The organism is Streptomyces sp. NPDC053432, from assembly GCF_055585365.1.
Map to the genome: position 1 here is coordinate 69,484 of NZ_JBVJKF010000013.1, position 15,807 is coordinate 85,290.

Annotated in this window: 11 protein-coding genes; 7 read left to right on the forward strand and 4 right to left on the reverse strand. The window is 71.0% G+C overall.

What is annotated here, in order from left to right:
* Nucleotides 1–44: 44 nt before the first annotated feature.
* The gene (locus tag ACZ6Y1_RS22055) at nucleotides 45–2,738 is read right to left on the reverse strand and encodes a SpoIIE family protein phosphatase (protein WP_469632222.1); all 2,694 of its coding nucleotides are present in this window, start codon (nucleotides 2,736–2,738) and stop codon (nucleotides 45–47) included.
* Between the two features lie 232 nt (nucleotides 2,739–2,970).
* Here ACZ6Y1_RS22055 and ACZ6Y1_RS22060 point away from each other — a divergent pair, with 232 nt between their 5' ends.
* Nucleotides 2,971–3,780 carry a cyclodityrosine synthase gene (locus ACZ6Y1_RS22060; RefSeq protein WP_469632225.1) on the forward strand — a complete coding sequence of 270 codons (810 nt, stop codon included), beginning with the start codon at nucleotides 2,971–2,973 and terminating at the stop codon, nucleotides 3,778–3,780.
* A complete protein-coding gene (locus ACZ6Y1_RS22065) occupies nucleotides 3,770–4,954 on the forward strand; it encodes a cytochrome P450 (protein ID WP_469632228.1) in 1,185 nt (394 codons plus the stop codon). Before ACZ6Y1_RS22060 ends, ACZ6Y1_RS22065 begins: the two co-directional genes overlap by 11 nt.
* Before the next feature lie 192 nt (nucleotides 4,955–5,146).
* Here the strand turns inward: ACZ6Y1_RS22065 and ACZ6Y1_RS22070 are convergent, their stop codons facing one another.
* The gene (locus ACZ6Y1_RS22070) at nucleotides 5,147–6,592 is read right to left on the reverse strand and encodes a glyceraldehyde-3-phosphate dehydrogenase (protein WP_469632231.1); all 1,446 of its coding nucleotides are present in this window, start codon (nucleotides 6,590–6,592) and stop codon (nucleotides 5,147–5,149) included.
* Nucleotides 6,593–6,712: 120 nt separating this feature from the next.
* On the opposite strand from ACZ6Y1_RS22070, the gene ACZ6Y1_RS22075 reads away from it, so the two are divergent.
* On the forward strand, nucleotides 6,713–8,047 hold the full coding sequence (locus ACZ6Y1_RS22075) for a radical SAM protein (protein WP_469632616.1): 1,335 nt from the start codon (nucleotides 6,713–6,715) through the stop codon (nucleotides 8,045–8,047).
* A 416-nt stretch (nucleotides 8,048–8,463) separates the two neighbouring features.
* Here the strand turns inward: ACZ6Y1_RS22075 and ACZ6Y1_RS22080 are convergent, their stop codons facing one another.
* Nucleotides 8,464–9,075, reverse strand: coding sequence for a sigma-70 family RNA polymerase sigma factor (locus ACZ6Y1_RS22080; RefSeq protein ID WP_469632234.1), 612 nt, complete (start codon nucleotides 9,073–9,075; stop codon nucleotides 8,464–8,466).
* 77 nt (nucleotides 9,076–9,152) lie between these two features.
* On the opposite strand from ACZ6Y1_RS22080, the gene ACZ6Y1_RS22085 reads away from it, so the two are divergent.
* The 4 genes from ACZ6Y1_RS22085 (at nucleotide 9,153) to ACZ6Y1_RS22100 (ending at nucleotide 14,000) form a co-directional block, all read left to right on the forward strand.
* On the forward strand, nucleotides 9,153–10,004 hold the full coding sequence (locus ACZ6Y1_RS22085; protein ID WP_469632239.1) for an alpha/beta fold hydrolase: 852 nt from the start codon (nucleotides 9,153–9,155) through the stop codon (nucleotides 10,002–10,004).
* A gap of 77 nt (nucleotides 10,005–10,081) precedes the next feature.
* Entirely contained in the window at nucleotides 10,082–11,026 is a 945-nt protein-coding gene (locus ACZ6Y1_RS22090; RefSeq protein WP_469632242.1) for a hypothetical protein, read from the forward strand.
* 223 nt (nucleotides 11,027–11,249) lie between these two features.
* Complete coding sequence (locus ACZ6Y1_RS22095) at nucleotides 11,250–13,310, forward strand: galactose-binding domain-containing protein (protein ID WP_469632245.1); 2,061 nt, start codon at nucleotides 11,250–11,252, stop codon at nucleotides 13,308–13,310.
* A gap of 90 nt (nucleotides 13,311–13,400) precedes the next feature.
* Nucleotides 13,401–14,000, forward strand: a complete 600-nt coding sequence (locus ACZ6Y1_RS22100) for a TetR/AcrR family transcriptional regulator (RefSeq protein WP_469632249.1) — start codon at nucleotides 13,401–13,403, stop codon at nucleotides 13,998–14,000.
* Nucleotides 14,001–14,022: 22 nt separating this feature from the next.
* Here ACZ6Y1_RS22100 and ACZ6Y1_RS22105 read toward each other — a convergent pair whose 3' ends face one another.
* Nucleotides 14,023–15,678, reverse strand: a complete 1,656-nt coding sequence (locus tag ACZ6Y1_RS22105) for an FAD-dependent oxidoreductase (RefSeq protein ID WP_469632252.1) — start codon at nucleotides 15,676–15,678, stop codon at nucleotides 14,023–14,025.
* Nucleotides 15,679–15,807: the final 129 nt, after the last annotated feature.

A 15,807-nucleotide genomic window follows, 5' to 3' on the forward strand; every position in this document is an offset into this window, starting at 1 on the left:
GCCGAGGACCCACCGGCGGTTGACGGTGGCGGGCCCGCGGGCCGTCAGAGGGGCTCGATGTCCATGAAGTCCCACAGGTCGGCCCGCTCCGCGCGGCCCGGGGCGGCGCCCGGCAGGGCCTGCTGCGCCCAGATGACCTTCCCCTCGGCGGTGTAACGGGTGCCCCAGTGCTCGCTGAGCTGCGCGACGAGGAACAGGCCCCGGCCGCCCTCGTCCGTGGTGGCGGCGTACCGCAGGTGCGGGGCGGTGCTGCTGCCGTCCCAGACCTCGCAGGTCAGCGTGTGGTCGTACAGCAGACGTACGCGTACCGGCGCCCGGCCGTGGCGTACCGCGTTGGTGATCAGCTCGCTGAGGATCAGCTCCGTGGCGAAGGCGAGCTCCGGCAGGCCCCAGTCGTCGAGTTTCCTCGCCGCGGCGTTGCGTACGGCGCTGACGGCGCTGGCCTGGTAGGCCACGTCCCACTGCGCGACCCGGTCCGGGCCCAGGGTCCGGGTGCGGGCGATGAGCAGCGCCACGTCGTCGGTGGGCCGGGCCGGCAGCAGCATGTCGAGCACGGCGCGGCAGCTCTCGTCGGGGGTCCGGCCGGCCCGGCTGAGGGCGGCCCGGAGCAGTTCCAGGCCTTCGCCGATGTCCCGGTTGCGTTCCTCGACGAGACCGTCCGTGTACAGGACGAGCTGGCTGCCCTCCTCCAGTTCCAGTTCGGCGGTCTCGAAGGGCATGCCGCCCAGGCCCAGCGGGGGCCCGGCCGGCAGGTCGACGACGGTCGTCGTCCCGTCGGGGGCGACGAGCATGGGCGGCAGGTGCCCGGCCCGCGCCGCCGTGCAGCTGCGCGAGACGGGGTCGTAGACGGCGTAGAGGCAGGTGGCGCCGATGACTCCGCCGTCCCCGTCACCGGCCTCCCCGTCGTGGTCGATGCGCTGTACGAGGTCGTCCAGGCGGGCGAGGATCTCGTCGGGCGGCAGGTCCAGGGAGGCGAAGTTGTGCACGGCCGTGCGCAGCCGTCCCATGGTGGCGGCGGCGTGCAGGCCGTGCCCGACGACGTCGCCGACGACCAGGGCGACCCGGCTGCCCGGCAGCGGGATCACGTCGAACCAGTCGCCTCCCACCCCGGACTGCGCGGGCAGGTAGAAGTGGGCCACGTCGACGGCGCTCTGCTCGGGCAGGGCCCGGGGCAACAGGCTGCGCTGGAGCGTCACGGCGAGGGCGTGCTCGCGGGTGTAGCGGCGGGCGTTGTCCATGCTGACCGCCGCCCGGGCCACGAGTTCCTCGGCCAGGGACAGGTCGTCCTCGTCGAAGGGTTCGGGCTTGCTCGACCTCCAGAAGTTGACCACGCCCAGTACGACGCCCCGGGCCTTGAGCGGGGCCGCGATCAGCGAGTGGATCCCGTAGTCGACGATGGCCCGGGCCCGCGGCGGATCCTGGGCCTGCCAGCCCGGCGCGTCGCTCAGGTCGGGCACCAGCTCGGCTTCGCCGGTGCCGTAGCCGATGGCCTGCGGGGTGGAGGGCAGGAAGTCGATCAGACGGCCCTTGGGGTACAGGGGGTGGTCCGTGCGGATGCCGTGGACTGCGGTGCGCCGCATGTCGGCGTTGGGGCCGGGCTCGTCCCCGTCGAGCACGGCGGCGGCCAGGTCGACGGTGACGTAGTCGGCGAAGCGGGGGACGGCGACGAAGGCGAGTTCCTCGGAGGTCCGCACGACGTCGAGGGAGGTGCCGACGTCGCCGCCGGCGTCGTAGAGGAGTTTCAGCCGCCTGCGGGCCGTCTCCGCGCGGCCGGTCAGCACGCGCATCTCGGTGGAGTCGCGGATGGTGGCCACGGCGCCCTCCGGCTTGCCGCCGGGGTGGGTGCGCCGCTGGTTGACGACGAGCAGCCGCTCGCCGCTCTCCAGCACCTCGTCGGTGGCGACCCGGCCGGAGAGCAGCAGGTCCGCCATCCGGCGGTCGAGTCCCGCCACGTCCGCGATCCGGCTGCCCTCGGCGTCGTCGGGCAGGCCCAACAGGCGCTTGGCCTCGTCGTTGGCCAGCAGGAGCCGCCCTTCGCCGTCCGTGATCACCACCCCTTCGCGGACGGCGTGGAGCACCGCGTCGTGGTGCTCGTACATGCGGGTCATCTCCTGCGTGCCCAGCCCGTGGGTCTGGCGGCGCAGCCTGCGGCTGATCAGCGCCGTGCCGACGGTGGCCAGGGCCAGGCCGCCGGCGATGGCCAGGAGGATCACCGGCAGCTGGCGGTCGACGACGCCGCTGACGTTCTTCACGGTCATGCCGGCCGAGACCAGGGCGACGACCTTGCCGTCGGCGTCGGTGACGGGCACCACCGCCTGGATCTCCTTGCCGAGCGGGCCCTTCACGCTCTCGGTGTGGACCTTGCCCGCGAGGGAGGGCTCGATCGTGCCGACGAACCGCTTTCCGATGCGGTCGGGCTTGGGATGGCTGTAGCGGATGCCGTTGGTGTCCATCACGACGATGAAGTCCACCTTGGCGGCCTTGCGGGTGTCCTCGGCGAGGGGCTGCAGGATCGCGGAGGGATTGCTCGTCTTCAGGGCGTCCTGGAGGCCGAGGGAGTGCGAGAACGTCTCGGCGACGGAGACCGACCGGTTGCGTGCCTCGCGGTCGATGTCGTGGCGCGACTGGAGCAGGAGGGCCAGCAGGGCTCCGGCAGCGAGCAACACCACGATCGTCACCTGGAGGACGAATACCTGGCCGGCGACGCTCCTGAACCGGTTGCCTAGAGGTGACCGCACCGACGTACCCGGCACGGGTGGCGAGGAATGGTCACACGCCCAGTTGTAGCACCTCCTGGCGGCGATGGCTCACGACAGGCGCATGACGCGTCCGATAAATCACCAGGAGTGACGAAAAAAGAACGGTCACGTCTCCGAATTCCCTGAATTCCAATCTTTGACGATCGGGCGACCGATAGAAATAGGAAGATGCAACCACGCGGACCGGCAACGGAGTTACCGACCAGAAGCCGTGGAACGTCGCACTCAAATTCGGGTACCTTCTGTCACGTCGCCGCTACACCTCGGGCACAAGGCCCTACTGGGACTCGCGGCGCGAAGGACCAGACACCCGTTGACGACAGCGACCGAAGTCTTCACTGTCCGGCCGTACACCCCTCATTGCGAAGTCATTAACAACGAGGGCGATCATGCGGTCATCGGCATCTCTCCCGGTAATAGTTATTTCTCGGCCCAGCGCGTTCTCGATCTCGCGCAGTGGGGCATGCGCAACTTCGATCAGGTCGACATCATCTACACCGACCTGTACGTCGCCGAGATGTACGAAGCCCTCGGCTACGACGAGATCGAGGCCCGGCGCAAGGCGGTGAAGAACCTGCGCGGAGTCCGCGCCAAGGTCAACAACGCCGCCGCCGAGGCCGACCCCTCCGGCGAGCGCCTGCGCGCCCGCCCCATGTCGGCGCTGACCGACATCCCCGCCTACAAGGCGCTCCACGCGGACCTGACCAGCCGCCTGGACAACGACCCCGAGTTCCGGGCCACGTGCGGTGAGCTCGTGGACTCGTTCCTCTCCTCGAAGGTCCTGAACGGGGAGAGCGCCACCACCCGGCAGCGCGAGGTCTGCCTCCAGTACGTCTGCGCCGAGGCGCCGCTCTTCCTCGACACGCCCGCGATCATGGGCGTGCCGTCCTCGCTCAACTGCTACCACCAGCTCCTGCCGATGGCGGAATTGCTCTACTCGCGCGGCTCCGGCCTGCGCGCCTCCCGCAACCAGGGCCACGCCGTCATCACCCCCGCCGAAGGAACGTTCGATGAGCACTGACACCATTCTCGACTTCCCGTTCTCCGCCCGCGGCGACCAGATCCCCGCCGAGGTCGAGCAGCTGCGCTCCGAGCCGGTCAAGAAGGTCCGGACGATAGCCGGGGACGAGGCCTGGCTCGTGTCCTCCTATCAGCTGTGCAAGCAGGTCCTCGAAGACCCGCGGTTCAGCCTCAAGGACACCTCGGCCCCGGGCGTGCCCCGCCAGTACGCGCTGACGATCCCGCCCGAGGTCGTCAACAACATGGGCAACATCACCGGCGCCGGCCTGCGCAAGGCCGTGCTGAAGGCGATCAACCCCAAGGCCCCCGGTCTGAACGACTGGATGCGGGCCGAGGCCAACGCGCTCGTCGACGCCATGCTGGCCTACGGTGCGCCGGTCGACCTGCGCGGCCAGTTCACCAACCCGTACTCCGAGAACCTGCACTGCCGCATCCTCGGCATCCCGCAGGCGGACGCGCCGAAGCTGGCGAACAGCCTCGACATCGCGTTCATGAACTCGGCCTGCCCCGTCACCGGTGCCAAGCTCAACTGGGACCGCGACATGGCGTACATGGTCGAGCGGCTGGACGACCCGGCCACGACCGGTCTGATGGCCGAGCTCGCCGCCCTGCGCGACGACCCGGACTACGCGCACCTGACGGACGAGATGCTGGCCACGGTCGGCGTCACGTTCTTCGGCGCCGGCGTCATCTCCACCATGGGCTTCCTGACCATGGCGATCTTCTCGCTCCTGCAGAACCCCGACGTGTGGGAGCAGCTGCGCGAGAACCCTGAGAAGATCCCGGCGGCGGTCGACGAGCTGCTGCGCGTCAACCTCTCCATCGCCGACGGCCTGCCCCGCCTGGCCACCGAGGACATCCAGCTCGGTGACGTCCTGGTGAAGAAGGGCGAGCTGTGCCTCGTCCTGGTCGAGGGCGCGAACACCGACCCGTCGGTGTTCCCGGACCCGCACACGTTCGACATCGACCGGGAGAACGCCCACCAGCACCTCTCCTTCGGCGGCGGCGGCCACTACTGCCCCGCCACGGCCCTCGGCAAGCGGCACACCGAGATCGCCATCGAGGTCCTCCTGGAGAAGATGCCCAACCTGGCGCTGGCCGTGCCCGTGGACCAGCTCGTGTGGCGCACCCGCTTCATGAAGCGCATCCCGGAGCGCCTGTCCGTGCTGTGGTGACAGCGCGCCGACGCCGTCCTCGGCGCGAGGTGTGAAGCAGGACGCGAGGCCCCCGGCCGGGGAAACCCGGCCGGGGGCCTCGCGTCGCCCCGTGGGGCCCTGGAAGGGACGCCGGGACCGCGGGGGTACGACGACGGCCCCGGCCGGGTTTCCCCGGCCGGGGCCGTCGTGCTGCCGCTCAGGAGGTCCGGATCAGACGCCCGGGACCGGGTAGGTGGGGTACTCGACCCCGGAGACGTACTGGACGACCCGGATGACCTGGCACGAGTAGCCGAACTCGTTGTCGTACCAGAGGTAGAGGATCGCGTTGTCGCCGTCGACCTTGGTGGCGCCCGCGTCGACGATCGAGGAGTGGCGGGAGCCGACGAAGTCCATGGAGACGGCGTCGGGGGCCGTGGTGAAGTCGATCTGGCGCTTCAGCGGCGAGTGCAGCGAGACGTCGCGGAGGTAGTCCAGGACCTCCTCGCGCGTGGTCTCACGGCCCAGGCGCAGGCTCAGGATGGCGATCGAGACGTCCGGGACGGGGACGCGGATCGAGCTGCCGGTGATCGGGGCCTTGAGGTCGGGCAGCGCCTTGGCGACGGCCGAGGCGGCACCGGTCTCGGTGATCACCATGTTGAGCGGCGCGGAGCGGCCGCGGCGGTCGGCCTTGTGGTAGTTGTCCAGGAGGTTCTGGTCGTTCGTGAACGAGTGGACGGTCTCCACGTGACCGCGCAGCACGCCGTACTCGTCGTCCATGGCCTTGAGCGGCGGGACGATGGCGTTGGTGGTGCACGAGGCGCAGGACAGGATCTGCTCGTCCGGCTTGATCGTGTCGTGGTTGACGCCGTGGACGATGTTCGGGACGTCGCCCTTGCCCGGGGCCGTCAGGACGACCTTGTCGATGCCGGGGCGCAGGTGCTTCGACAGACCCTCGCGGTCGCGCCACTTGCCCGTGTTGTCGATGAGGATGGCGTCCTTGATGCCGTACGCCGTGTAGTCGACCTCGGACGGGTCGTTGGCGTAGATCACCTTGATCGCGTTGCCGTTGGCGATGATCGTGCTGTTCGCCTCGTCGACCGTGATCGTGCCGTTGAACTGGCCGTGGATCGAGTCGCGGCGCAGCAGCGAGGCGCGCTTGACGAGGTCCTGGTCACCGCCACCGCGGACGACGATGGCACGCAGGCGCAGACCGTTGCCGGAGCCGGCCTTCTCGATGAGCAGGCGGGCGACGAGGCGGCCGATACGGCCGAAGCCGTAGAGGACGACGTCACGGCCGGTGGAGCGCTCCAGCTTGTTCTCGCCGGTGGCACCGGCGACGGCCTCGGCGGTGAACTCCGCCACGGAGAGACCGCGGCTGTCGCTCTTGTAGTCGGCGGCGAGCATGCCGATGTCGATCTGCGAAGGGCCGAGATCGAGCGTGGTGAGCACCTGCAGGAACGGCAGGGTCTCGGTGACCGAGAGCTCCTCACCGTCGATCTGCCGGGCGAATCGGTGGGTCTTGAGGATGCTGACCACCGACTTGTTCACCAGCGAGCGGCTGTGAAGCAGGACCGTGACGTCCCGCTCCCGGTGCAGCTTCCCGATGATCGGAATCATCGACTCCGCGATCTCTTCGCGGTTTTTCCAGCTGCTGAACGAGTCCTCAATGACAGTCACAGGTTTATCTTTCGAGCTAGGCGGTGCTCATATGCTAACCACCTTATCCCCTGCCCTTTCACCCGCCCCCCTCGGGCTACGCTGCGCGTGATCCTCTAGGAGTCAGGGATGGAGCAGCACATGGAGACGCAGAGCCGCACCGCGCTGGTGGAAGGCCTGATGGAGCGCTTCCCGCACGTGCCCAGGGAGGCCGTGATCAAGGAGGACCTGCTCCGTGGAGGCATGGCCTTCGACGAGTCCGCGCTGAGCGGCACGGCCGACGGGGCTTCGGGGGACGTCAAGCCGAAGTCGTACTTCATCTTCTCCTTCGACCACCGGACCCTGCCCGAGCTCGGTGCCGCCGCCCTGAACCGGCCGCCGGAGGAGATCGTCCTCACCGGCGGCCCCTACGGGCTGCGCCGCACGGTGGTGTCGGTGCGGGTCAACCCGGACTCCCCGTACGTGGTGCGCGGCGGCGAGGACGGCACGCTGGGCCTGTACCTGGACGGGGTGCGGATCTCGGACGTCGGCCTCCCTCCGATGCCGGAGTACTACCGGCACAAGCTGTCGAACGGGAAGTCGGTCATGGAGGTCGCGCCGACCATCCAGTGGGGCTACCTCATCTACCTGACGGTCTTCCGGGTGTGCCAGTACTTCGGCGCCAAGGAGGAGTGCCAGTTCTGCGACATCAACCACAACTGGCGCCAGCACAAGGCGGCCGGCCGCCCCTACACCGGCGTGAAGCCGGTCGAGGAGGTGCTGGAGGCCCTGGAGATCATCGACCGGTACGACACGGCGGGCACCTCGCGGGCGTACACGCTGACCGGTGGTTCGATCACCTCGCAGGTCGGCGGCCGTGACGAGGCCGACTTCTACGGCCACTACGCGAAGGCCATCGAGGAGCGCTTCCCCGGCCGCTGGACCGGCAAGGTCGTCGCCCAGGCCCTCCCCCGCGACGCCGTGCAGCGCTTCCACGACTACGGCGTCAAGATCTACCACCCGAACTTCGAGGTGTGGGACCGCCGGCTGTTCGAGCTGCACTGCCCGGGCAAGGAGCGCTACGTCGGCCGCGACGAGTGGCACCGCCGGATTTTGGACTCCGCCGAGATCTTCGGCCCGCGCAACGTGATCCCGAACTTCGTGGCGGGCATCGAGATGGCCGAGCCCTTCGGTTTCACCAAGGTGAGCGAGGCCATCGAGTCGACCACCGAGGGCCTGCGGTTCTTCATGTCGAACGGCGTCGTGCCGCGCTTCACCACCTGGTGCCCGGAGCCGACGACCCCGCTGGGCAAGGCGAACCCGCTCGGCGCGCCGCTGGAGTACCACATCCGGCTGCTGGAGGCCTACCGGGCGACGCTGGAGGAGTTCGGCCTGAGCTCCCCGCCCGGCTACGGTCCGGCCGGTCCGGGGCGCGCGGTGTTCTCGGTGAGCTCGTTCATGGACAGCCTGGAAGGACTGGAACCCGCCGACGCCTGAGACCCGGACGCCCGCCGCACCCGACACCCGAGGCGGTTCGCCACGCCTCGGGGCGACGCGGGCCTCATGCCTGCCAGACGGCGCGGGCCACACCTCGGGGCGACGCGGACGCCGTACCCGGCGGGCAAGGCAGCCGCCGCGCCCGGCAGGCGAAGCGGGTGTCGTACCCGAGGGACCGCGCCGGGCGCCGTGCCCGAGGGACGGCGCGGGACGCCGTGCCCGACGGACCGCACGGGACGCCGTGCCCGACGGACCGCGCGGGCGCCGTGCCCGGCAGGCGGGGCGCCGTGCCCGAGGGGCGGCGCGGGCGCCTTACCCGGCAAGCGAAGCGGGGGCCGTGCCGACAGGCGGGCGGGGTGCCAGAGGCTCGCGGGCGCGGGGCCGCCGCTGCCGTGGGCGGATGCTCGGCCCGTCGCTCAGGTGTCGGCCCCGAGACGGTCGCGCTGGATGCGGCGGGCGAGGGCTCGGCGCACGCCGGGCGTCGCGCCCGGCGTGGCGGCCGCCGCCTTGGACGGGACGTCGAGGCCGCGGCCGATCGCGTCGTACGCGGCCCGGTACCCGCCGGGCAGCTCCCCCCGGTGCGCCCGCAGGTCCTCTTCGACCAGTCGCCGCAGCTCGTCGACCTCACCGGGCGTGAAGCGCTTCTTCCCCCGGGCCACGGCACGGACGTGGCCCGCGCAACGGGCGGCGTCCCCGAAGGTCTCGGCGATCTGCTCGGCGAGGCCCCACAGGCGCCCTTCGAGCCACGGCGCGTCGCCCTGGTCGAGGGCGAGCCCCATGGGGGGCGGCGGGCCGTCGGCCCTGTACTTCGTCACCTGCTTCGACACCGCGGGCTGGCTCATGCCGGTGAGCCGGGCGATCCTGTCCTGGGTCCAGCCCCGGCCGGCCAACACCTTGATCATCTCGGCGCGCAGCGTCCGCGCCTCCTCGCCCGCGCGGATGACCTCGTTCAACTCGGCGAACATCCGCCCCGCCTGCTCCTCGGTCAGCGCCCCGAGGTCCCGGCCCCTGTCTTCTCCGCCCGTCATGGCTCTCTTATACACCGGGCCCGCCCTCCGCCATAACCGGGTTGTATAACCTGGTTATGGCGTGCGAGCATCCTGCCATGCCCACCTTCTCCGCTCCCGACGGCACCCTCCTCGCCTACCGCGTCACCGGCGACGGCGCCCCCCTCGTCTGCGTCCCCGGAGGCCCCGCCGACTCGGCCTACCTCGGCGACCTCGGCGGCCTGTCCGCACACCGTCGGCTGATCGTCCCCGACCTGCGCGGCACCGGCCGGTCCGCGGTCCCCGAGGACCCGTCCTCCTACCGCTGCGACCGGCTCGCCGGGGACCTCGAAGCCCTGCGCGCCCACCTGGGCCTGGCCCGGATGGACCTGCTGGCCCACTCCGCCGGCACGAACATCGCCGTCCGGTACGCGGCCCGGCACCCGGAGCGCGTCCACAGGCTCGCCCTGATCGGCCCCAGCAGCCGGGGCGTCGGCCTGGAGGTCACCGGGGAGACCCGCCGGGCGCACGCGCGGCTGCGCGAGGGCGAGCCGTGGTTCCCGGCGGCGTACGCCGCCCTGGTGGCACTCACCGAGGGCCGGGGCGGTGACGCGGAGGCCGTCGCCCCCTTCTTCCACGGCCGCTGGGACGCCGCCGCGCGGGCGCACCACGAGGCCTCCCGGCCGGACAACGAGGAGGCCGTGGCCCGCTTCGGGGCCGAGGGGGCCTTCGACCCGGAGGGCACGCGCGCGGCGCTCGCCGCCTTCGCCCAGCCCGTACTGCTGCTCACCGGGGAGTTCGACCTGAACAGCCCGCCCCCGATGGTCCGCGAGTACGCCGGGCTGTTCCCGGACGCCGCGTTCACGGTGCAGCCGGGGGCGGGGCACCATCCGTGGACCGACGACGCCGAGCGGTTCACGACCGCCGTGAGGACCTTCCTGACCCCGCCGTCTCGCGGTACGAGACAGTAGGATTTCGAATTCCCTTCACAGATAACAATTTCCTGTGAATGAGGTTTGAACTCCGGACGATCTCTTATCCTCCCGGCATGCCGATCTTCGGAACCCGCCGCCGCAAGCCGCGCCTCGCCCCCGAGCTCGACGACGTCCAACTGGGCCGGGTCCTGAAGGCATTGGAGGGCACCCCCTCCCCGGGCCTGGCGGACCTTCAGATCGCGCAGGTGGAGCAGCTGCTCGCGGAGGCCGCCACGGACTGGGACCGGCGTTCGCACCGGCTCGGCGTCCTGGCCCACGCCGCGGCCGACTCCAACTTCGTGCGGACCTGGCCCGCCCGGCGCCCCGGCAGCGGCGACGCGCTGCTGCTGCAGGCCTGGGCGGACCTCGTACGCGGCATCCGCAAGGGCGACATGGACGACGCCCAGCAGACGGTGGACGCCTGCTACGACGCGGCGGACCTGCAGCCCGCCGATCCCGCCCCGTGGGTGGTGCTGCTGGGGATCCTGCGCCTGCTGCGACGCCCCTCGCAGGAGGTGTTCCGGATATGGCAGGAGGTGCTCTCCCGCGACACCTGGAACCGCGAGGCGCACCTGCAGATGCTCGGTTACCTCTCGCCGGACGAGTGCGGCTCGCACATGCAGGTGCTCGAGTTCATCGACGCCTCGCGCTCCCGGATGCCGGCGAACGCGCCCACCGCCGGCATCGAGCTCACGGCGACCGTCCGGCGCCACCACACCGGCGCCGCCGCCGAGGACGACCTGAGCACGCTCATGGCGCGCCGGCACTGGGCGAGCGCCCCCGCCGCACCCGTCCTGGACCGGGCGTACGCCAACTGGCGGAGCCCCGGCTTCCTGAACCACGCGACGGCCAAGGCCGATCTGAACCTGCTGGCCTTCGCCCTGGTGCAGGCCAATCGCCTCCGGGACGCCGGTGAGGTCTTCGCGCTGATCGACGGCACGGTGACCGAGTGGCCGTGGCGGCTCAGCGGCGACCCGATGCAGCAGTTCGCGTACTGGCGGGAGCGCGCGCAGCGCTGAGCCGCGCCGGCCGGCCCTTCCCGTGTCGCGCACCTCCGCGGCCGCCTTGATGCCGGCGGTGCCGCCCGGCGTGCCGTCCCGTGACGGCCCGCCGTTCCCACCGTTCTGACAAATCATCAGGTCATCTGTCCCGGACTATTGACTCTGCTGTCAGCAGCCGAGATTCTCGGTCGGATCCCCCACCGTGCCATCTGCCGAGCGAAAACGTGATGATGACATGTACATGACCTCCATCCCGCGCTTCAGGCGCAGACCACTCGCGGTCCTCTCGATACTCCTCACCGTGGTCGCCATGGTGATCGGCCCCGCGTCCACGTCCTCCGCCGCCGACCCCGGCTGGTGGAACCCGGTCGCCCGGCCTGCGCCGGACTCCGAGATCAACGTCACCGGCGAGCCCTTCAAGGGCACCGACGCCCAGGGCCGGGTCCGCGGCTTCGTCGACGCCCACGACCACCTCATGTCCAACGAGGGCTTCGGCGGCCGTCTCATCTGCGGCAAGCCCTTCTCCGAGCAGGGCGTCGCCGACGCGCTCAAGGACTGCCCCGAGCACTACCCCGACGGCACGCTCGCGATCTTCGACTTCATCACCAAGGGCGGTGACGGGAAGCACGACCCGAACGGCTGGCCCACCTTCAAGGACTGGCCCGCGCACGACTCGCTCACCCACCAGCAGAACTACTACGCCTGGGTGGAACGTGCCTGGCGCGGCGGCCAGCGGGTGCTCGTCAACGACCTCGTCACCAACGGGGTCATCTGCTCGGTCTACTTCTTCAAGGACCGCGGCTGCGACGAGATGACCGCCATCCGCCTGGAGGCGCAGAAGACGTACGACATGCAGGCGTACATCGACAAGATGTACGGCGGCCCGGGCAAGGGCTGGTTCCGCATCGTCACCGACTCCGCGCAGGCCCGCGAGGTGATCAAGCAGGGCAAGCTCGCCGTCGTCCTGGGGGTCGAGACCTCCGAACCCTTCGGCTGCAAGCAGATCCTGGACATCGCCCAGTGCTCCAGGGAGGACATCGACCGCGGCCTCGACGAGCTGCACAAGCTCGGCGTGCGCAGCATGTTCCTCTGCCACAAGTTCGACAACGCCCTCTGCGGGGTCCGCTTCGACGAGGGCGCCCTGGGCACCGCGATCAACGTGGGCCAGTTCCTGTCGACCGGCACCTTCTGGAAGACGGAGCAGTGCGCCGGCCCGCAGCACGACAACCCCATCGGGCTCGCGGCGGCCCCCGAGGCGCAGAAGCAGCTCCCGGCGGGCGTGGCCGTGCCCTCGTACGCCTCCAACGCGCAGTGCAACAGCCGCGGCCTGACCGATCTGGGTGAGTACGCGGTGCGCGGGATGATGAAGCGCAAGATGATGCTCGAGGTCGACCACATGAGCGTCAAGGCCGCCGGCCGGGCCTTCGACATCCTGGAGACCGAGTCCTACCCCGGCGTGATCTCCTCGCACAGCTGGATGGACTCGGAGTGGAGCGAGCGGGTCTACAAGCTCGGGGGCTTCATCGCCCAGTACATGAGCGGCTCCGAGGGCTTCAGCGGGGAGGCCAGGAGCAAGGACGCCCTGCGCGACAAGTACAACGTCGGCCTCGGGTACGGCACCGACATGAACGGCGTCGGCGGCTGGCCGGGCCCCCGGGGAGCGAACACCCCCAACCTGGTGAAGTACCCCTTCCGCAGCACCGACGGCGGCTCCGTCATCGACCGGCAGACGACCGGGCAGCGCACGTGGGACCTGAACACCGACGGCGCCTCGCACTACGGCCTGGTCCCGGACTGGATCGAGGACATCCGGCTCGTCGGCGGCCAGGACGTGGTGGACGACCTCTTCAAGGGCGCCGAGTCCTACCTCGGCACCTGGGGCGCCTCCGAGCGGCACAAGGCCGGCGTGAACCTCGCCGCGGGCGCTCCCACCTCGGCCAGTTCGACGGAGTGGAACCCGTTCGTCAGCTACGCGTCCGGCCGGGCCGTGGACGGCGACACGGGCTCCCGCTGGGCGAGCGACTGGAGCGACGACCAGTGGCTCCGGATCGATCTCGGCAGCACGAACCTCGTCAAGCGCGTCACGCTCAACTGGGAGCGCGCGTACGGTAGGGGCTACCGCATCGAGGTCTCGTCCGACGGGACGGACTGGCAGTCCGTATGGTCCACGACGACCGGTGACGGCGGCCTGGACACGGCGCTGTTCGACGGCGTCTCGGCGCGCTACGTACGCGTCCACGGGGTGCAGCGCGGCACCCAGTGGGGCTACTCCCTCTACGAGGTCGGCGTGTACAGCAGCTGACCCCGCACGGGAGCACGGAACACCCCGGGCCGGCCGGACCAGGACCTCTCCTGGTCCGGCCGGCCCCCGCACGAGAACGGGAGGGACCCGATGGCACGGATGCCGTCCGCAGAGCGCCGCCGGCAGCTGACCGAGGCCGCGATCCGCGCCATGACCCGCGACGGGGTCGCCAGGACGACGACGCGGTCCATCGCCGCCGAGGCGGGCGTGTCGCTGAGCGTCTTCCACTACTGCTTCGACTCCAAGCAGGCCCTGCTGGAGTCGGTCATCTCGGCGATCACCGACGAGTACATCACCGTGGTGCGGGAGGCGATCCGGCCGAGGGCCACCCTCCGGGAGACCGTACGGGCGGGCTTCCGCGCGTACTGGGACCACGTGGCCGCGCACCCCGGCACGCACCTGCTCACCTACGAGCTCACCCAGTACGCGATGCGCCAGCCCGGCTTCGAGCACCTGGCACGCCGGCAGTACGAGGTGTACTCCGAGACCTACACCGAGCTCCTCGAAGAGCTCCGGGGCAGCGTGGAGTTCGAACTGCGCATCCCGCTGCCCGCGCTGGCCCGCTATCTGGTGGCCATGACCGACGGGCTGACCCTGAACCTGCTCGTGCTCGGCGACGACAAGGCCGCGGCGGAGATCCTCGACACGATGACCGAGCACGTGGCCACCCTCGTCACCCACGACGGCTGACCACCCGCCCGGGCCGCCCGGCTCAGGCCCGCTGGAGCAGGGTGGTCAGCACCTCGTGGAGGACGGCCTCCGGGTCCTCCGCGTCCTGCGGCCAGCGCCAGGCCACGAATCCGTCGGGCCGTACGAGCACCGCTCCGGCCGGGGTCGTGCCGTGCGCCTGCGCCCAGTCGGCGCCCTCCTCCGGAATGAGGTCGGCGTCGGGCCCGGTGCCGATCGCGTAGGCGGCCAGATCCACGCCCAGCTCGCCGGCGACGGACCGGGCCGCCTCCCGCCACGGCGTGCCCTCGGAGCTGAGCAGCACGAAGGACCGCTCGTACAGGTCCACCGTCGACACCCGCTCCCCGGGGCCCGGTTCGGTTCGGGTGTGCAGCCACAGGTGCGGGGCCCGCGTGCCCGGGTCGCCGGCCGGCCGCATCCGCTCCGGTACGACGGGCTGCTCGTGGTCGGCGCCCAGGACGGCGCCCTGGTGGTAGCGGTAGCCCATGGCCACGGACAGGACGCCGCCCTGCCGTCCGCCGCCGGGTGCGGCGGTGCCGGGGTCGGGTTCGTATCCCGGGTGGCTGTGCTCGGCCGAGCGGGCCGAGGCGCGCGCGCTCGTCGCCCGTGCCACCGGGAGCCGTTCGGCCTCGTAGCTCTCCAGCAGTCGCGGGCCCGCCCAGCCCTTGAGGACCGCGGCGAGCTTCCAGGCCAGGTTGTGGGCGTCCTGGATGCCGGTGTTGGAGCCGAACGCGCCGGTGGGGGACATCTCGTGGGCGGAGTCGCCGGCGAGGAAGACCCGCCCGGCGCCGTACCGCTCGGCGACCCGCTCGGCGGCGTGCCACGGGGCCTTGCCGGTGATCTCCACGTCCAGGTGGGGCGCGCCGACGGCCCGCCGGATGTGCTCGGCGCAGCGCTCGTCGGTGAAGTCCTCCATGGTCTCGCCCCGGTCGGGGTGCCAGGGCGCGTGGAAGACCCACCGCTCGGCGTTGTCGACGGGCAGCAGGGCGCCGTCCGCGTCAGGTCTGGTCAGGTAGCAGACGATGAAGCGTCGCTCGCCGACCACGTCCGCGAGGCCGCGGGAGCGGAAGGTGATGCTGACGTTGTGGAAGAGGTCGCCGGGGCCGGTCTGCCCGATGCGGAGCTCTTCCCGTACGGGGCTGCGCGGCCCGTCGGCGGCGACGAGGTAGTCCGCGCGCACCTTGGTGTGCTCCCCGGTCTCCAGGCTCTTCAGGACGGCGGTCACCCCCGTGGCGTCCTGGTCGAAGGAGAGCAGCTCGGTGGAGAACCGCAGGTCGGCGCCGAGCCCGGGGGTCACCGACATCAGCACCGGCTCGATGTCGTTCTGGCTGCACAGGCACCACGACGCCGGACTGAAGCGGGCCAGGCCGCCGCCGGGGTCGATCTCCTCGAACAGCCACTCCTGGTCGTCGCCGGTGAGCGAGCCGCCCTGGAGGATGCCGTGGTTGTCCGCCAGGACGCTCGCGGCCGCGCGGATCCGGTCCTCGACCCCCGCGACCCGGAACAGCTCCATGGTCCGCACGTTGATCCCGCGTCCGCGCGGGTGCAGCGAGGTGCCCGCGTGCTTCTCGACGAGCATGTGCCCGATGCCGTGCCGCCCGAGGAACAGCGAGGTGCACAGGCCCACGAGGGAGCCGCCCACGATGAGGACCGGGACGCGGTGGTCGACGTTTTCCTTCATGGCTCTTCCATGCCCTGTGCGAGGGGCGTTCCCTCGCCCGTTCACCCGCTTGGTTCTCCCCTCTCGCGCCGGGGGGTCCACGGGACAACGATCGGTTGCGGGTGGCGCCGCCGCCCGTGGCGACCGCGA